The organism is uncultured Sphingomonas sp. (assembly GCF_913776855.1).
Taxonomy (GTDB): Bacteria; Pseudomonadota; Alphaproteobacteria; order Sphingomonadales; family Sphingomonadaceae; genus Sphingomonas.
In genome coordinates this window covers 109,736-126,512 of sequence record NZ_CAJYQD010000032.1, presented here as the reverse complement: position 1 = coordinate 126,512, position 16,777 = coordinate 109,736, and the positions used below count along the sequence as shown (strand labels likewise).

The following is a 16,777-nucleotide window of genomic DNA, read 5'->3' as shown; positions in this document are numbered from 1 at the left end:
CGCCGATGCCCGCTGCCGCCCCTGCCACCGATGGCCGCCTTGCCCGCATCGCATTGCGCTTCACCGACTGGGCCGAACGCTGGTTTCCCGACGCCTTCGTGTTCGTGGCGCTGGCGGTCGTGGTCGTCGCGGTCGCGGTGCTGGCCAATGGCGCCCCGGTCACGGCAGTGACGAAGAGCTTCGGTGACGGGTTCTGGACGCTGATCCCCTTCACCATGCAGATGGCGTTCGTCACCATCGGCGGCTCTGTCGTCGCGACCTCCGCACCGATGCAGCGGCTGATCGACCGGCTGGCGCTGATCCCGAAGAGCGGGCGTGGCGCGATCGGCCTGATCGCTGTCGCGACGATGATGTCCTCGCTGCTCAGCTGGGGATTGAGCCTGATCTTCGGCGGCCTCCTGACCCGTGCGCTGGCGCGGCGTACCGAACTCAGGATGGATTACCGCGCGGGCGGGGCGGCGGCGTATCTGGGGCTGGGCGCGACCTGGGCGATGGGGCTGTCGTCTTCCTCGGCCCAGCTACAGGCGAACCCGGCCAGCCTGCCGCCGGGCCTGCTGCCGATCACCGGCGTAATCCCCTTCAGCCAGACGATCTTCCTGTGGCAATCAATGCTGATCGCCGCGATCCTGGTGGTCGTGTCGACGGTGATCGCGGTCGCATCCGCTCCCGGTCGAGAGACGGCGGTGACCGCACAGGACATGGGGATCGATCCAGCGCGCGAGGACGACGCCCTGCCGCCCCGTACCCAGCCTGGCGAATGGCTGGAACATGCCCCGCTGCTCACCGTGCTGATCGGGCTGCTGGCAGTAGGCTGGCTGGTGCAGGAATTTGCGCGGCAATCATGGATGGTCGCCATCTCCAACCTCAACACCTACAATTTCCTGTTCCTGATGGCGGGACTGGTGCTGCACTGGCGGCCCAAACGCTTCCTGAACGCACTCGCGCGGTCGGTGCCCGCGACCGCCGGCATCCTGATCCAATATCCCTTCTACGCGGCCATTGCCGCGATGATGACGACTGCGAAGAGCGCGGACGGATCGACCCTATCGGATGTCATCGCCCATGCCTTCGTCGCGCTGAACACGACCGAAACCTTCCCCCTGACCATGGGCGTCTATTCCGCGATCCTCGGCTTCTTCATTCCGTCGGGTGGCGGCAAATGGCTGCTGGAGGCGCCCTATGTCATGCAGGCGGCAAACGACCTGCACGTCCATCTCGGCTGGGCGGTGCAGATTTACAACGCGTCGGAGGCGTTGCCGAACCTCGTCAACCCGTTCTGGATGCTCCCGCTGCTCGGCATCCTCGGGCTGAAGGCGCGCGACATCGTGGGGTTCAGCTTCCTCCAGCTGATCGTCCACCTGCCGCTGGTCCTGCTCCTCCTCTGGGCGCTGGCGTTTACGCTGCCCTATATTCCGCCGGTCATGCCGTGACGCGCACCGGCACCGACGCGTCGTAGAGGCTGGCGCCGCGTTCGTCGCGCAGGTCGAACGACAACAGGTCGCCTGCGATCCGCACCATGCCGAAACCGGCGGCGGCGCGGCAGAAGCGGGTGCCCTCGACCGGCTGGACCGGGCGCGCCTCCATGCCCCCGCCGCACTGGATCATGTCGATCCCGTCGCGGCGGATATGCTGCAGGTCGTGATCGTGGCCGGCGATATAGGCCTGTACACCATGGCGGTTCAGGATCGGCAGCACCTTCGCGATGATTTCCGGCTGGTCGCCATGGCCACTGCCGCCCGACCGGATGGGATGGTGGCCGGTGACCAGCTTCCACTTGGCACGCGACTGCGACAGCGCATGGTCGAGCCACGCAAGCTGCTTGGCGGTATCCTGCGACCGGGTGTTGCTGCCGATCATCCCGTCATTCTCGCGATAGCGCTCGACGAAGGGCGAGGTGTCGATCGCAAACAGCTCGGTGTCCGCCCGTGCCAGCGACGCATCGGCCACTTGGTAATAGCGCGCCGGCATCCGCCAGCGCTTGCTGTGCGCGCTATAGTCCAGCTGCGCCTGCGGATTGCCGCGATAGTCGTGATTGCCGAGCAGCGCATACCACGGCACCTGCAATGCCGGGTGGGTATAGACCCCTTCGAACACATATTGCCACAGCGGGTCGTTGGTGGAGGTCACGCCGTCACTATAGAAATTGTCGCCGATCGCCAGCACGAAATCGCTGCGTGCCTCCGCTGCCGCGCGGCCCATCGCGGCGGCGACATGATGCTGTTCGGGCGTGTCCCGACCCCAGTCGCCCAGCACCGCGAAGGTGCAGCCCTTCACCGCGCGCGCCTGTGCCGGCGCTACACCAAAGGTAGCGGCACTGATGGCAAAGCCGCCGAGCAGGGTGCGGCGGTCGAGAAGGACGGTCATGGGCGGGCGATTCCTGTCGCGGGTGGTCGGCGTTGCTTGACCACGGGGATGTGACGTTTGTGTGGCGGTGGGCGGCTCCACAATTCGTCACTCCAGCGAAGGCTGAGGTCTCTCGCGGCTGGCGTGGTGCGCTCGTACCAGAAGATGCCAGCCTGCGCTGGCAGGACGATCGTGGGGAGCGAGCAACAGTGCCCACCGCGAACAAAAAAGGCGCCGAGCCATTTGACCGGCGCCTTTCTCTTGTCTCAGCGCGACGTGGCGAAGCCACGTCGTCGGTCCTCGCCCGTGGGCGAGGCCGGCCGACAGCGCCTGTGGCACGCTTGCGTGCCACCGGTTGTCGGCACGGCAACCTCAGGCGCTGTAGTACATGTCATACTCGACCGGGCTGGGGGTCATTTCCCACCGCGCCACTTCGCCGCGCTTGATCTCGACATAGGCCTCGATCTGGTCCTTCGAGAACACGTCGCCCTTCAGCAGATAGTCGTGATCGGCTTCGAGGCTGTCGAGCGCTTCGCGGAGCGAACCGCACACCGTCGGGACCTGGGCGAGTTCTGCCGGCGGCAGGTCGTACAGGTTCTTGTCCATCGCCTCGCCCGGATGGATCTTGTTCTGGATGCCGTCCAGACCCGCCATCATCAGCGCCGCATAGGCGAGATACGGGTTGGCCATCGCGTCGGGGAAGCGGACTTCGACGCGCTTCGACTTCGGACCCGTGCCGTACGGGATGCGGCACGATGCCGACCGGTTGCGGGCCGAATAGGCGAGCAGCACCGGCGCTTCATAGCCCGGAACCAGCCGCTTGTAGCTGTTGGTCGTCGGGTTGGTGAAGGCGTTCACCGACTTGGCGTGCTTGATGATACCGCCGATGAAGTACAGGCACATGTCCGACAGGCCGGCATAGCCGTCGCCGGCGAACAGCGGGTTGCCGCCGTTCCAGATCGAGAAGTGGGTGTGCATCCCCGAGCCGTTATCTTCCTTGATCGGCTTGGGCATGAACGTCGCCGTCTTGCCATAGGCGTGCGCGACCTGGTGCACGACATACTTGTAGATCTGCATCCGATCGGCGGTCGTGGTCAGCGTGCCGAACGTCAGGCCCAGTTCGTGCTGTGCAGCGGCGACTTCGTGGTGATGCTTGTCGCAGGGCAGGCCCATTTCGAGCATCGTGGTGACCATTTCGCCACGGATGTCGACGGCGCTGTCGACCGGCGCGACCGGGAAATAGCCGCCCTTGGCGCGCGGGCGGTGGCCCATGTTGCCCGCTTCATATTCGCGACCCGAATTGCCCGGCAGTTCGATGTCGTCGATCTTGTAATAGCTGGTCGAATAGCTGTTTTCGAACCGCACGTCGTCGAACATGAAGAATTCGGCTTCCGGGCCGACATAGACGGTGTCGCCGATTCCGGTGGTCTTCAGATACGCCTCGGCGCGCTTCGCGGTCGAACGCGGGTCGCGGGCATAGAGTTCGCCGGTCGACGGTTCGACCACGTCGCAGAAGATGACCAGCATCGGGGTGGCCGAGAACGGATCGGTGTACACCGCGTCCAGATCGGGCTTCAGCACCATGTCCGACTCGTTGATCGCCTTCCAGCCTTCGATCGACGAACCGTCGAACATCAGGCCGTCGGTCAGCTCGTCCTCACCCAGGATCGACGCGACCATGGTCAGGTGCTGCCACTTGCCTTTGGGATCGGTGAAGCGCAGGTCGATCCATTCGATCTCTTCGTCCTTGATCCGCTTCAGGATGGTGCTGGCGGTAATAGCCATCGGAAACTGCCCTTTCTGGATTAAACCCCACGCTCCGGCGCAATCAATCGCCCCGGAACGCCCCTCGAATCGAAATAATGCTGCGTTGCGTCAGATCGCGTCGTCGTTGCGCTCGCCGGTGCGAATGCGCAAGGCGGTCTCGACCGGAATGACGAAAATCTTTCCGTCGCCGATGCGGCCGGTCTGTGCGGCCTGCGCGATCGCCTCGACGACGCGCTCGGCCAGGCCGTCTTCGACCACCACTTCCAGCTTCACCTTGGGCAGGAAATCGACGATATATTCCGCGCCGCGATACAGTTCGGTATGGCCCTTCTGCCGGCCGAAACCCTTGGCCTCGGTCACGGTGATGCCGCTGACGCCGACTTCGTGCAGCGCTTCCTTCACCTCATCCAGCTTGAACGGCTTGATGATGGCCTCGATCTTCTTCATGCGCCCTGCCGATCCCCTCGGACGTGACGACCCGGACGGGTCGTTAGCATCCCGTTAAACAATAACCGTGCCAACCGGCGATTCGCCTTGGGCAGGATCATCGGGGATTGGGGCGAGGCTGTCGATATTGCCCACAGAAGGGGCAGGGTGCCGGTTTTTCGGGCAATAGTATCCTCTTCGGCACAGGGAGGAGTTTACAGATACGGCGGCTTGGTAAACCCCTTGGGGCTGAGCGTGAAGATTTCGCAGCCATCCTCGGTAATCCCGATCGAATGTTCGAACTGCGCCGACAGCGACCGGTCGCGCGTCACCGCCGTCCAGCCATCGTCCAGCATCTTCACGTCCGGCCGGCCGATATTGATCATCGGCTCGATGGTGAAGAACATGCCGGGGCGCAGCTCGGGGCCGGTGCCGGGGCGGCCGGCATGGATCACCTCGGGCGCGTCATGGAACAGCTGTCCCAGGCCATGGCCACAGAAATCGCGGACCACGCCATAGCGGTGCGATTCGGCATGGCGCTGGATCGCGTGGGCCACATCGCCCATCCGGTTGCCGGGCTTCGCCTGTTCGATGCCCAGCATCAGGCACTCATAGGTCACGTCGACCAGCTTGCGCGCCTTGATCGGCACATCGCCGACCAGATACGTGCGGCTGCTGTCGCCATGCCAGCCATCCAGCAGTGGCGTAACGTCGATATTGGCGATGTCGCCGTCCTTCAGCGTCCGGTCCGACGGGATTCCGTGGCACACGACATGGTTGATCGAGATGCAGGTTGAATGAGCATAGCCGCGATAGCCGAGCGTGGCGGGCACCGCGCCGCCCTCGCGCATCAGGCGATAGATGGTCGCGTCCAGTTCGGCGGTGGTCACGCCCGGCACGACATGCGGGGTGATCTCATCAAGGATATGCGCGGCAAGCCGGCCGGCGCGGCGCATTCCTTCGAACCCGGCGGCATCGTGCAGCTTGATCGCGCCGGTCCGGGCGAGCGGCATATCGGCGGTGACGGTCTGATAGTCGGTCATCACGCCCATATAGGCAACGAACGCGCGCTAGGCGAGGGCACGTCCCCACGCTATGCGAAGGCATGACCGATCGCATCTGGACCGCCGCCTTGCTCGTCATCGGGGATGAAATTCTCTCCGGCCGGACGCAGGACAAGAATGTCGCGCAGCTGGCGACGTGGTTGAACGTGCAGGGCATCCGCCTGTCCGAAGTCCGCGTCGTCGCGGATCGGGAGGAAGCGATCGTCGAGGCGGTGAACACGCTGCGCGCACGCAACGATTATCTGTTCACCACAGGTGGCATCGGGCCGACGCATGATGATATCACCGTTGAATCGATCGCGGCGGCGCTGGGTGTTCCGGTCATCGTCCATCCGCGCGCGCGGGCGATCCTGGAAGACTATTACACCACGCGCGGCGGGCTGACCGACGCACGCCTGCGCATGGCGCGGGTGCCGGAGGGCGGCGAACTGATCGAAAACCGCATGTCGGGTGCGCCCGGCATCCATATCGGCAATATCTTCGTTATGGCCGGCGTGCCCCATATTGCGGCGGCGATGCTCGACAGCCTGACCGGTACGCTGGAGGGCGGCCTGCCGGTCGTATCCGGAACGCTGGGCTGCTGGGTGGGGGAGAGCGAGGTCGCGGGCACGCTGCGCGACGTGGAGCGCGCGCATGACGGCGTGGCGATCGGCAGCTATCCGTTCTTCCGCGAAGGCCGCACCGGTGCCAATTTCGTCGTTCGCGCGACCGATGCGGCGCTGGTCGATGCGTGCCTCGCCGATCTGGCCGCGCGGTTGCGTGCCGCCGGGCACGACACGGTTGCCGACGGAATCTGAAGCACCGCTTGCCACGGTCCTGCGCGCTCGATAAGTCGGACAAATAATCGGCAGGAGAGTAGGACTTTGGCTTCCCCGACCCGCATCGCGTTGGCCGGCATCGGCAAGATCGCGCGCGATCAGCATATTCCGCACATTGCCGCCAGCCCGGATTTCGAACTGGTCGCCGCCGTCACCGGCCACACCCCGCCCGAGGAGGTGCCGGGGTTCCGCACCATTGCCGAGATGATGGCGGCAATGCCCGACGTGCAGGCGATCTCGATCTGCACCCCGCCGCGCGGGCGGCTGTCGCTGATCCAGCAGGCGCTGGACCATGGCCTCGACATCATGATCGAAAAGCCGCCGGCGGCGACCCTGTCGGAGGCGCAGGCATTCGCCCAGGCCGCCGAACGTGCCCGCCGGGTCCTGTTCGCGACATGGCATTCACGCGAGGCGGCGGCGGTCGAGCCGGCGCGGCAGTGGCTGACGCAGCGCAATATCCGCCGGGTCGCGGTCAACTGGAAGGAGGACGTTCGCGTCTGGCATCCGGGGCAGGACTGGATCTGGGAACCGGGCATCGGCGTATTCGATCCGGGGATCAACGCGCTGTCGGTCATTACCCGCATCCTGCCGCGCCCGCTGTTGCTCGACGCCGCCGAACTGCGCTTCCCATCCAACCGCGACGCACCGATCGCCGCCGATCTCGACTTCACCGATACGGCGGGCGTGCCGGTCCGCGTAGAGTTCGATTTCGACCAGACCGGACCGCAGACCTGGGACGTCGATGTCGAAACCGACGACGGCACCTTGAAACTGTCGATGGGCGCGTCGCAGATGGCGGTCGACGGAATCGCAGTCGATATCGGCGACGAACCCGAATATGCCCGGCTGTACCGCCGCTTCGCCGAGTGCCTGCGCGACCGGCAGAGCGATGTCGACCTGTCGCCGTTCGTCCATGTCAACGACGCGTTCCTGCTCGGGCGGCGGGTGACGGTCGGGGAATTCAGCGAGTAGTCTTCCCGTCGCCTGCAAGAGCGTCACCCCAGCCTGCGCTGGGGTGACGGATGAGGCTAGGGCGCCTCCGTCATCGCCGCCGCTATCGCATCCCGCGCGCGGTTCGCCACTGCCTTGCGCCCCATGCCCGCCGGGTCGAACGGTTCGAGGAAATGGATCGTCAGCGCGATCCGTCCGGCACGCGCCAGCACGCGCGCGGCGTTGGTCGTACCCGGTTCGTCGCCCAGCCACGCGACCTCGTGGGCATCGCCATAGTCGAGATAGACCGGCTGCACCCGCAAACCCGGCGGCGGCGGGTCGATCGCACCCAGCAGCGCTGCCTTGAACGGCAGCAATTCGCCCGGCGCGCTGGTGGTGCCTTCGGGAAAGACCGTCACCGGATGATCGGCCAGCAACGCCTGACGCAGCGTATCTATCTGCCGCGCGACACCCAGCCGGTCGCCGCGATCGACGAACAGCGTGTGGTTGAGCGTACACAGCCACCCGACCAGCGGCGCGTCGCGCAGCTCGCCCTTGGCGACGAACGCGCTACCGCTGGCCCCGGCGATGGCGAGGATGTCGATCCAGCTCTGATGATTGGCGAGGTACAGGACATCGCGCGCAACAGGCGCACCGATGATGGTCGTCCGCACTCCGACGATCGATGCGATCCGGCCGAGAAAGCGCGGCGGCCAAGGCGAGCGCAGCCGCAACAGCTGCCAGCTGCCGTGCAGGACCAGATAGGCGATCAGCGCCGCCAGCATCCCACCCGCCCGTGCGATCAACCGCAACCGCGCGGGCAGCGTCACGGCCGTCAATCCTTGCGGTCGAGGCTGACGCCGTAGAGTTCCATGCGGTGGTCGACGAGGCGGAAGCCCAGGCGTTCGGCAATTTGTTTCTGGAGCAGTTCCAGTTCGGGATCGACGAATTCGATCACCCGGCCGCTTTCGACGTCGATCAGGTGATCGTGATGCGCCTCGGGCGAGGGTTCATAGCGGGCGCGGCCGTCGCCGAAGTCGTGGCGGTCGAGAATTCCGGCCTCTTCGAACAGGCGAACGGTGCGATAGACGGTCGCGATCGAGATGCCCGGATCGATCGTCGAGGCGCGCTCATATACTTTTTCGACATCGGGATGGTCGTCGGCTTCGGACAGCACGCGCGCGATGACGCGGCGCTGTTCGGTGATCCGCAGCCCCTTTTGATGACACAGCGCTTCGAGATCGATCTTGCGGGGCATGAATTCCTGTACGTCCAGACGGGGAAAGTTCCCCGCGTTCTAGCGTGCCGGGCGCGCCTGCGAAAGCCGGTAAACGCGTGCCGCCGGCTCACGCCGTACGGCGTTGCGTACCCAGGCCGATCTGCTTGGCCAGCGTCCGGCGCTGTTCGGCATAGTTGGGCGCGACCATCGGATAATCGGCCGGCAGGTTCCACTTCGCGCGATATTGTTCGGGCGTCAGGTTGTAATGCGTCATCAGATGCCGCTTCAGCATTTTCAGTTTCCGCCCGTCCTCCAGGCAGACGATATAGTCGGGCTTGACCGATGCCCGGATCGCCACCGCCGGCTCGGGGCGCGGCGCGGGTGCCTCTGCCGCCGTTCCCAGCCCGGCCAGCGCGCCATGCACGCTGCGGATCAACGCCGGAATCTCGGCGACGTCGATCGTGTTGCTGCCGACATGCGCGGCAACGATGTCAGCCGTCAATGCGATCAGCGCCTCGCCCCGCTCCGCGTCCATTTCCATATCTTTCCTCGCTACGCAGCCGTACAAATGGCTGGGAACGCTATCGCCGGACGAGGCAATCATCGCAACAATATAAACAGCATGTTTTGTTTATGGGAGGGGGATGGGCCGGACATAGGTATGCGCGTCGAAGCGGTCGCCGCCGCGTCCGGCATAATAGTTGCGCCGTTCACCGCACTTGGCGAAGCCTTCGCTGCCATACAGGCGGGTGGCGTCGTTGCCGGCCCGCATCTCCAGGCACAGTCGTACGGCACCGCGCGCGGCGGCATCGTCGATCGCACGACGCAGCAGCGCCCGGCCGACGCCGCGCCCCCGATGATCGGGCAGCACCGCGATCAGCAGCAGTTCGGCGTCGTCGGCGACCGCGCGGGTCAGCGCAAACCCGACCAGCGCGTCGCCGGTACGCGCCAGCGTCAGCCAGACACCGGGCAGCGACAGCATTCCCAGGCACTGCGCCGGGGTCCACGCCTCGCCAAAGCGGGGATCGAACGCTGCCTGCATCACCCGGTCGACGGCACCGACATCGGCGGCGGTGCCATCGGCAAGGACGAGGGCGACGCAGGTATCGGTCATGCGCGTACGCTCGGCACCGCATCGGGCGCGCGACCATAGAGCGGGGCGGGGGGCAGGGTCGCCTGCGCCGCCGGGAGCAGCACGGCGTCGGCAGCATCGGGCAACCGGTCGCAGGTGGGCATGCCGTAGTCCACCGTCCGCAATCGCGCCAGTCCCTGTCCGACCACCCGCCGTCCGCCCAGCGCCGCCACCGCATCCTGCGGCTTGCGCGACACCGCCGGTCCATCAGTGACCAGCGCGCCGTCGAAGCCCTGCTGAAACACCTCGCCATGGCCGCCGTCCAGCACCGCGACGATCGCGTCACCGGGCTGTTCGGCCAGCGCGGCGGCGGCGATCAGCGCCAGCGACGAATAGCCATGCACCGGCACGCCCCACCCGATGCCCAGGCCACGTGCCGCCGCCAGCCCGACACGCACGCCGGTGAAGCTGCCCGGCCCGCAATCGACCAGGATCGCATCGGCGCGCCCCTGGTCGGGCAGTTCGGCGATCATCGGTACCAGTCGTTCGGCATGACCGCGCCCGACGACGACATGGTCGCGGGCAATCACCACGCCGTCCTCGATCAACGCGACCGAGCAGGCGGCGGTTGCGGTTTCGATGACCAGCGTCCGCACGGCTGTATCAGGCGATCCGGTTGAACTTGGCGAAATCGGGGCGGGGCGATCGCGGGTGCAGGCTTGCCGGATCGCCATAGCCCAGCGTCGTGATGAAGTTGGCGTGGACCGACGGCGTGTCGGCGAAGAACGCCTTGTCCACCGCGCCGGCATCGAAGCCCGACATCGGCCCGGTGTCGAGGCCCAGCGCGCGTGCGGCGAGGATCAGATACCCGCCCTGCAACGACGAATTGCGGAAGGCGGACGCCTGACGCAGCTCGGCATTGCCGTCGAACCACGACTTCGCGTCGGTATGCGGGAACAGCTCGGGCAGGTGTTCGTGGAATTCGGTGTCCATGCCGATGATCGCGGTCACCGGCGCGGCGCGGATCTTGTCCGGATTGGTGCCGCTGGCGCAGGCGGCCAGCTTCTCCCTGGCCTCGGCCGAGACGCACCACACGATCCGCGCGGGCAGCTGGTTGGCGCTGGTCGGCCCCCACTTCACCAAGTCCCAGATCGCGTGCAGCGTCGCCTCGTCGACCGGCTGGTCGGTATAGTGATTGAAAGTACGCGCGCTGCGGAACAGCGTGTCGAGCGCCTGGTCGTCGAGTTTTGCCATCAGACTGCACGAACCTCCGTGACTTCGGGGACATAATATTTGAGCAACTGCTCGATACCGTTCTTCAATGTCGCGCTGGACGACGGGCAGCCCGAACATGCCCCCTGCAGCTGAAGATACACCTTGCCCTGATCGAATCCGCGATAGACGATATCGCCGCCGTCGTTCGCCACCGCCGGGCGCACGCGCGTTTCGATCAGTTCCTTGATCTGTTCGACGATATCGGCATCTTCCGGATTGTCGACGAAGCCGCTGTCCTCGGCCGGGACCGAAAAGCCGGCAGTGCCGGTCGCATGGAACAACGGCATCCGCCCGCCGAAATGGTCGAGCAGCAGCGCCAGCACGTCAGGCTTCAGGTCGGACCATTCGCTGCCCGGTGCCTTGGTCACCGATACGAAGTCGCGGCCGAAGAACACGCCGACCACATCGCCCAGCGCAAACAGCTGCGTGGCGAGCGGCGATGCCTCCGCTTCCTCAGGGGACGCGAAGTCGCGGGTACCCGCGTCCATCACGACCTGGCCGGGCAGGAATTTCAGCGTCGCCGGATTGGGCGTGGATTCGGTTTCGATCAACATGGCGTCCATGTGGCCGCATGGGCACGGGGGATCAAGGGCACGCAGGGAAACGCTGTGTTCCCTGGGGGCGGTGCCTGCGTTGCCTATGCCACGGTGCTACGCTACCAGCGTAACGATCTTGCAAGAGGGGCGATTACCGGTGATCGAGACGCATCTGGCGAAACTGCGCGCGCGCGATACGATTTCGTCAGAGGAGGAGCGGGTCATCCGGTCGTCGCTGGGCGAGGTTCGCACGCTGCCCGCGCACGACACCTGCATCCGCGCCGGCGAACGGCTGACGTCCAGCACGCTGCTGCTCGAAGGATTGATGTGCCGCTACAAGGATCTGCCGGGTGGCGAGCGGCAGATCACCGAGCTGCATGTCGCGGGCGATTTCCTCGACCTGCACAGCTTTTCGCTGAAGCAGCTCGACCACAATGTCATGACGCTGACGCCGTGCCGGGTGGTGCTGGTGCCGCACGCGAAGCTGACCGAGATTACCGAGACGCAGCCGCATCTGTCGCGCGTCTATTGGTTCCTGACCGCGCTGGACGCCGCGATCCACCGCGAATGGGAATTGTCGCTGGGCCGGCGTACCGCGATCCAGCGCATCGCCCATCTGGTCTGCGAGTTGCGCGTGCGACTGGGCCTGATCGGCGAGGCGGACGATACGGGCTTCGCGCTGCCGCTGACCCAGGCCGACCTGTCCGACTGCACCGGCCTCACCCCGGTCCATGTCAACCGCACGCTGCGCGATCTGCGCGAGCGGGGATTGATGGAGCTGCGCGGGCGCCGGGTGACGATCCACGACCTGGAAGGCCTGATGGCGCTGGCCGAGTTCGACGATTCCTATCTGTACCTGCGACGCGAGGAACGTTGAGGGGAAGCTGAGCCGGGGCTGAACGAACCGCCCGGTCCAGCTTTATATTTGCGACATGCTGTCGATACTGGTGGAGGCGTTGCAAGGACGCTACACCTTCGGCCATGGCATCCCTGTTCCGACCGGCTATGGGCGCGTTTTCGACCCTGGCCCTGATCGCCGCGCCGCTTGCCGCGCAGACCCCGCCCGCATCGCCTGCGCCCGCCTCGCCGGCACCGGCGCGCCAGCTTCCGCCGCTGGAGCCGGTCGCGCAGGGGCCGGACACGCCGTGGCTGTTCAAGGGCAGCGACATCCCGCCCGACCGCAGCTGGACCTATGGCGTGCTGTCCAACGGGCTGAAATATGCGGTACGCAAGAATGGTGTGCCGCCGGGACAGGTCGCGATCCGTGTTGCGATCGGTACCGGATCGCTGATGGAAACCGACAGCGAGCGCGGCTTCGCGCACCTGATCGAGCATCTGACCTTTCGCGGCTCGGTCCATGTCCCCGACGGCGAATCGAAGCGGGTGTGGCAGCGCCTCGGCGTCACCTTCGGCTCCGACAGCAACGCGTCGACCAGCTTTACGCAGACGGTCTACAAGCTCGACCTGCCGTCCGCGACGCCGACCGGCCTCGATGAAAGCATGAAGATCCTGTCGGGGATGATGGCCGAACCGACGCTGACGCAAGGCGCCTTGAACGCCGAACGGCCGGTCGTCCTGTCCGAACAGCGCGAACAGCCGGGTCCCCAGGTCCGCTTCGGCGATGCGGTGCGCGCGCTGTTCTTCGCCGGCCAGCCGCTGTCCGACCGTTCGCCGATCGGCAATGTCGACACGCTGCAGGCGGCGACGGCGGCGAGCGTCAAGGCGTTCCACGACCGCTGGTATCGCCCCGACCGCGCGATCATCGTGATCGCGGGCGACGCCGATCCCGCCATCCTCGAAGCGATGGTGAAGAAGCATTTCTCCAGCTGGCAGGGCACCGGTCCGTCGCCCGCCGAACCGAAATTCGGCGCTCCGAAAGCGAACGAGCCGGTCGCCGCCGCGGTCAGCGAACCGACCATGCCGACGCTGGTGCAGATGGCGGTGCTGCGCCCGTGGACCGTCGGCGACGACACGATCCTCTTCAATCAGGAACGGATGATCGACCAGATCGCGCTGCGCATCCTGAACCGCCGGCTGGAGAGCCGCGCGCGTGCCGGGGGCAGTTATATCTCGGCCGGCGCGAACCTCGACGACGTGTCGCGTTCCGCAAACATCACCCAGCTGTCGATCCTGCCGCTGGGCGACGACTGGGCGGCGGCGCTGCGCGACGTGCGCCAGTCGATCGCCGATGCGATGCGCACTGCGCCCACCCAGGCCGAGATCGACCGCGAGGTCGCCGAAATCCGGGCCGGCATGGAGAATGAAGTGCGCACCGCGCCGGTAACGGCCGGCGCGCTGCTTGCCGACAACCTGATTTCCGCGACCGACATTCGCGAAACCGTCGCCGGGCCGGAAACCTCGTTGCGCATCTTCGAAGGGGCGGTGACCAAGAAGTTCTTCACCCCCGCCCGCGTACAGGCGGCGACGAAGAAGGTGTTCGAGGGCACCGCCACCCGCGCCATCGTCAACACCCGCACGCCCGATCCGACGGCGCAGGCGAAGCTGACCGCTGCCCTGTCCGAAACGATAGCGGGCAGCGCGACGCGGCGTGGCGGGCAGGGGGCGATCGGCTTCGACCGGCTGGCGCCGCTTGGCAAACCCGGTGCGATTACCGGTCGCAGCATGGCGCTGAACGATCCTCCGGTCGAACGCGTCGACTTCGCCAATGGATCGTCGCTGTTGCTGTTCCCGAATGAATCGGAAACGGGCAAGGTCTATGTCCGCGTCCGCTTCGGTCGTGGCCTGAACGCACTGCCGATCGACCGCCGCACGCCGGCCTTTGCCGCCGACCTTGCGCTCGTGGCCTCGGGTATCCAGACGCCGAAGGGCGTGCTGGGGCAGGAGGAGCTGGACCGGTTGACCGGCGGGCGCCAGATCGGACTGTCGTTCGGGATGGACGACGATGCGTTCAGCCTGTCGGGCATCACCACCGCCGCCGACCTGACCGACCAGCTGAAGCTGATCGCGGCCAAGCTGCAATCGCCGGCATGGGACCCGGCGCCCGTCGCCCGTGCGCGGGCAGTCATGCTGGCGAGCTATGACGCGCTGGGGGCCTCGCCCGATGGCGTCATGTCACGCGATCTGGACGCGTTGCTGCACGACAATGATCCCCGCTGGGGCACGCCCGATCGAAAGGAGATTGCGGCGCTTACCCCGCAGGCGTTCAAGGCGCTGTGGCAGCCGCTGCTCGCCTCCGGACCCGTAGAGGTGCAGGTGTTCGGCGATGTGTCGCAACAGGCGGCGATCGACGCGGTCGCGGCGACGATCGGCACGATGACACCCCGCCCGCCGCTTGCCAGCCCGGCACCACCGGTCCGCTTCCCCGCCCATGTCGCGACCCCCGTCACGCGCACCCATGGCGGCCAGCCCAACCAGGCCGCCGCCGCCATCGCGTGGCCGACCGGTGCGGGCAGCGCAGGGCTTACCGAAAGCCGCAAGCTGGAGGTGCTGGCCGCCGTGTTCCGCGACCGGCTGCTCGACCGGCTGCGCAGCCAGGCCGGCGTCAGCTATTCGCCGAACGTCGACAATGGCTGGCCGGTCGGCCTGCCCGGCGGCGGGCGGATCATGGCGATCGGCATGGTGCCGCCGGACAAGACCGGCTTCTTCTTCGACCTGGCGCGCGAACTGGCGGCCGATCTGGTCAGGACGCCGGTGCCCGAGGACGAACTCGACCGCGCCAAGCTGCCGGTGATCCAGATGATCGCGCGCATGTCGAGCGGCAACATGTTCTGGATGAACCAGACGCAGGGCGGCACCCGCGACCCCGCCCGGCTGGCGGCGATTCCCGGTATCATCAACGATATTCGCGGTACCACCCCGGCCGAGTTGCAGGCGCTGGCCGCGAAATATCTGGTCCCGGCCAAGGACTGGTCGATGCAGGTGCTACCGGAGAAGAAGTAAAGGACAGGTCCTCCCCGGCATGGGGAGGGGGACCGCCGCGAAGCCGTGGTGGAGGGGGGCGTCCTTCTCCACCACGGTTACGGTTGGAGTCGTGAACATCCCCGACACGGGGGGGCTTAGGCCGCCGCTTCCCGTCGAACCGGCGCCCCGGCCAGCACCGCCAGCCCCCAGATCGCGAATCCGCCCAGCGCCAGCCCCGCACCGACGATACCTGTCGAGGTCCACCCATAGCCCGCCGCGATCGCCAGCCCGCCGGCCCATGGCCCGATGGCATTGGCGGTGTTGAACGCCGAATGGTTGAGCGACGCGGCCAGGCTCTGGCCATGGTGCGCGATGTCCATTAACCGCGTCTGGAGGACGGTGCCCAGCGCCCCGCCGATCCCGATCAGGAAGACGATGATCAACATCGACCACAACTGCCCCGCCGCCAGCGGATAGAGCGCCAGCGTCGCCGCGCTCCACAGCAGCAGGCCACCGGCGGTCGGCATCAGCGCCCGGTCGGCAAAGCGCGGCACGACCAGGTTGCCGAAAGTCATGCCCGCGCCGAACACCGCCAGCACCACCGGCACCATCGCGGGTGCGGCGCCGGTGACCTCGATCAGCGTCGAGGCAAGATAGGTATAGACCGCGAACATGCCGCCAAAGCCGATCGCGCCGATGCCGAGCGTCAACCACAGCTGCCCCGACTTCAGCACGTTCAGTTCGGCAAGCGGACTGGCGTCCCGGTCGGGCCGGTCGTGCGGCGCGGCCCATGCGACCATCGCCATCGTCGCCGCCGCCAGCACCGCGACCACACCGAATCCCCAGCGCCAGCCCAGCGCCTGCCCCAGGGCATTCGCCAGCGGCACGCCGACGATGGTGGCGACGGTCAGCCCCAGCATCACCCGCCCGATCGCCTGTGTCCGCTTCTCCGCCGGTACCAGCGACGCGGCGACCAGCGCGGCGATCCCGAAATAGGCGCCGTGCGGTAGTCCGCTGAAGAACCGGGCGACCAGCATCGCTTCATAGGTCGGCGCCAGCGCGCTCGCCGCATTGGCGATGCCGAAACACGCCATCAACGCGATCAGCACCGTCCGCCGCGCCATCCGCGCGGTCATGACCGCCAGCAGCGGTGCCCCCACCACCACGCCCAGCGCATAGGCGCTGATGACATGCCCCGCCGTCGGCTCGTCGATGCCCAGCCCCGGCGCGAAGAACGGCACGAGGCTCATCGTCGCGAACTCGGTCGTCCCGATCGCGAACCCGCCGAGCGCGAGCGCGAGATGGACGAGGGCAGGGCTACGGGTCGGGGTCACGGGCACGCTCCTTGCTGCGACGCAGCATTTCGAGCGGGCCATATGGGAAGGGGGTGGGGCAGTTCAACAATGAATAGCTATGCGATGGCAAAGCGGGCGCTGCCGAATACCGGCGGCGGCGCGTCCTCCCCA

Annotated in this window: 17 protein-coding genes; 5 read left to right on the top strand and 12 right to left on the bottom strand. The window is 66.6% G+C overall.

Going from position 1 to position 16,777, the window contains the following annotated elements; translation table 11 throughout:
• The first annotated feature begins 5 nt into the window (after positions 1–5).
• Positions 6–1,430 carry a TIGR00366 family protein gene (locus QZ755_RS09155; protein WP_294322092.1) on the top strand — a complete coding sequence of 475 codons (1,425 nt, stop codon included), beginning with the start codon at positions 6–8 and terminating at the stop codon, positions 1,428–1,430.
• Here the strand turns inward: QZ755_RS09155 and QZ755_RS09150 are convergent.
• The 4 genes from QZ755_RS09150 to map all read right to left on the bottom strand — a co-directional run bounded on the left by QZ755_RS09150 (position 1,420) and on the right by map (position 5,579).
• A complete protein-coding gene (locus QZ755_RS09150) occupies positions 1,420–2,364 on the bottom strand; it encodes a metallophosphoesterase (protein ID WP_294322091.1) in 945 nt (314 codons plus the stop codon). The two genes, QZ755_RS09155 and QZ755_RS09150, sit on opposite strands and share 11 nt — an antisense overlap.
• Before the next feature lie 351 nt (positions 2,365–2,715).
• Positions 2,716–4,128, bottom strand: a complete 1,413-nt coding sequence (gene glnA, locus QZ755_RS09145; RefSeq protein ID WP_294322089.1) for a type I glutamate--ammonia ligase — start codon at positions 4,126–4,128, stop codon at positions 2,716–2,718.
• A 90-nt stretch (positions 4,129–4,218) separates the two neighbouring features.
• Positions 4,219–4,557 (bottom strand): P-II family nitrogen regulator, encoded by a 339-nt coding sequence (locus tag QZ755_RS09140; protein ID WP_294322087.1) that lies wholly within the window; start codon positions 4,555–4,557, stop codon positions 4,219–4,221.
• Between the two features lie 194 nt (positions 4,558–4,751).
• Positions 4,752–5,579, bottom strand: a complete 828-nt coding sequence (map, locus tag QZ755_RS09135) for a type I methionyl aminopeptidase (RefSeq protein ID WP_294322085.1) — start codon at positions 5,577–5,579, stop codon at positions 4,752–4,754.
• Positions 5,580–5,641: 62 nt separating this feature from the next.
• Between map and QZ755_RS09130 the strand changes: the two genes are divergently transcribed.
• The gene (locus QZ755_RS09130; RefSeq protein WP_294322083.1) at positions 5,642–6,397 is read left to right on the top strand and encodes a molybdopterin-binding protein; all 756 of its coding nucleotides are present in this window, start codon (positions 5,642–5,644) and stop codon (positions 6,395–6,397) included.
• A 66-nt stretch (positions 6,398–6,463) separates the two neighbouring features.
• Positions 6,464–7,390, top strand: a complete 927-nt coding sequence (locus QZ755_RS09125; RefSeq protein ID WP_294322082.1) for a Gfo/Idh/MocA family oxidoreductase — start codon at positions 6,464–6,466, stop codon at positions 7,388–7,390.
• Positions 7,391–7,446: 56 nt separating this feature from the next.
• Here the strand turns inward: QZ755_RS09125 and QZ755_RS09120 are convergent, their stop codons facing one another.
• The 7 genes from QZ755_RS09120 to QZ755_RS09090 form a co-directional block, all read right to left on the bottom strand.
• Entirely contained in the window at positions 7,447–8,178 is a 732-nt protein-coding gene (locus tag QZ755_RS09120) for a lysophospholipid acyltransferase family protein (RefSeq protein ID WP_294322080.1), read from the bottom strand.
• A 5-nt stretch (positions 8,179–8,183) separates the two neighbouring features.
• On the bottom strand, positions 8,184–8,606 hold the full coding sequence (locus tag QZ755_RS09115) for a Fur family transcriptional regulator (protein WP_055759600.1): 423 nt from the start codon (positions 8,604–8,606) through the stop codon (positions 8,184–8,186).
• Positions 8,607–8,694: 88 nt separating this feature from the next.
• On the bottom strand, positions 8,695–9,108 hold the full coding sequence (locus QZ755_RS09110; RefSeq protein WP_294322078.1) for a MucR family transcriptional regulator: 414 nt from the start codon (positions 9,106–9,108) through the stop codon (positions 8,695–8,697).
• A gap of 90 nt (positions 9,109–9,198) precedes the next feature.
• Entirely contained in the window at positions 9,199–9,681 is a 483-nt protein-coding gene (gene rimI, locus QZ755_RS09105; protein WP_294322076.1) for a ribosomal protein S18-alanine N-acetyltransferase, read from the bottom strand.
• The gene (tsaB, locus tag QZ755_RS09100; protein WP_294322075.1) at positions 9,678–10,295 is read right to left on the bottom strand and encodes a tRNA (adenosine(37)-N6)-threonylcarbamoyltransferase complex dimerization subunit type 1 TsaB; all 618 of its coding nucleotides are present in this window, start codon (positions 10,293–10,295) and stop codon (positions 9,678–9,680) included. The genes rimI and tsaB overlap by 4 nt, the downstream gene beginning before the upstream one ends.
• Positions 10,296–10,302: 7 nt before the next feature.
• A complete protein-coding gene (locus tag QZ755_RS09095; RefSeq protein ID WP_294322127.1) occupies positions 10,303–10,896 on the bottom strand; it encodes a malonic semialdehyde reductase in 594 nt (197 codons plus the stop codon).
• On the bottom strand, positions 10,893–11,468 hold the full coding sequence (locus QZ755_RS09090) for a NifU family protein (protein WP_294322073.1): 576 nt from the start codon (positions 11,466–11,468) through the stop codon (positions 10,893–10,895). Before QZ755_RS09090 ends, QZ755_RS09095 begins: the two co-directional genes overlap by 4 nt.
• 139 nt (positions 11,469–11,607) lie before the next feature.
• Between QZ755_RS09090 and QZ755_RS09085 the strand changes: the two genes are divergently transcribed.
• Together QZ755_RS09085 and QZ755_RS09080 are read left to right on the top strand one after the other, a co-directional pair.
• Complete coding sequence (locus QZ755_RS09085) at positions 11,608–12,327, top strand: Crp/Fnr family transcriptional regulator (RefSeq protein ID WP_294322072.1); 720 nt, start codon at positions 11,608–11,610, stop codon at positions 12,325–12,327.
• Positions 12,328–12,431: 104 nt separating this feature from the next.
• The gene (locus QZ755_RS09080; protein WP_294322070.1) at positions 12,432–15,350 is read left to right on the top strand and encodes a M16 family metallopeptidase; all 2,919 of its coding nucleotides are present in this window, start codon (positions 12,432–12,434) and stop codon (positions 15,348–15,350) included.
• 116 nt (positions 15,351–15,466) lie between these two features.
• Here the strand turns inward: QZ755_RS09080 and QZ755_RS09075 are convergent, their stop codons facing one another.
• Positions 15,467–16,687, bottom strand: coding sequence for an MFS transporter (locus tag QZ755_RS09075; protein WP_294322068.1), 1,221 nt, complete (start codon positions 16,685–16,687; stop codon positions 15,467–15,469).
• Positions 16,688–16,777 lie beyond the last annotated feature (90 nt).

Bases quoted from the DNA above. Each gene is read 5' to 3' on its own strand.
- QZ755_RS09090 (WP_294322073.1), bottom strand. From the start codon at position 11,468: ATGTTGATCGAAACCGAATCCACGCCCAATCCGGCGACGCTGAAATTC.
- QZ755_RS09155 (WP_294322092.1), top strand. From the start codon at position 6: ATGCCCGCTGCCGCCCCTGCCACCGATGGCCGCCTTGCCCGCATCGCA.
- glnA (WP_294322089.1), bottom strand. From the start codon at position 4,128: ATGGCTATTACCGCCAGCACCATCCTGAAGCGGATCAAGGACGAAGAG.
- QZ755_RS09110 (WP_294322078.1), bottom strand. From the start codon at position 9,108: ATGGAAATGGACGCGGAGCGGGGCGAGGCGCTGATCGCATTGACGGCT.
- QZ755_RS09140 (WP_294322087.1), bottom strand. From the start codon at position 4,557: ATGAAGAAGATCGAGGCCATCATCAAGCCGTTCAAGCTGGATGAGGTG.
- QZ755_RS09150 (WP_294322091.1), bottom strand. From the start codon at position 2,364: ATGACCGTCCTTCTCGACCGCCGCACCCTGCTCGGCGGCTTTGCCATC.
- QZ755_RS09080 (WP_294322070.1), top strand. From the start codon at position 12,432: ATGGCATCCCTGTTCCGACCGGCTATGGGCGCGTTTTCGACCCTGGCC.
- QZ755_RS09130 (WP_294322083.1), top strand. From the start codon at position 5,642: ATGACCGATCGCATCTGGACCGCCGCCTTGCTCGTCATCGGGGATGAA.
- QZ755_RS09115 (WP_055759600.1), bottom strand. From the start codon at position 8,606: ATGCCCCGCAAGATCGATCTCGAAGCGCTGTGTCATCAAAAGGGGCTG.
- map (WP_294322085.1), bottom strand. From the start codon at position 5,579: ATGACCGACTATCAGACCGTCACCGCCGATATGCCGCTCGCCCGGACC.
- rimI (WP_294322076.1), bottom strand. From the start codon at position 9,681: ATGACCGATACCTGCGTCGCCCTCGTCCTTGCCGATGGCACCGCCGCC.
- QZ755_RS09075 (WP_294322068.1), bottom strand. From the start codon at position 16,687: ATGGCCCGCTCGAAATGCTGCGTCGCAGCAAGGAGCGTGCCCGTGACC.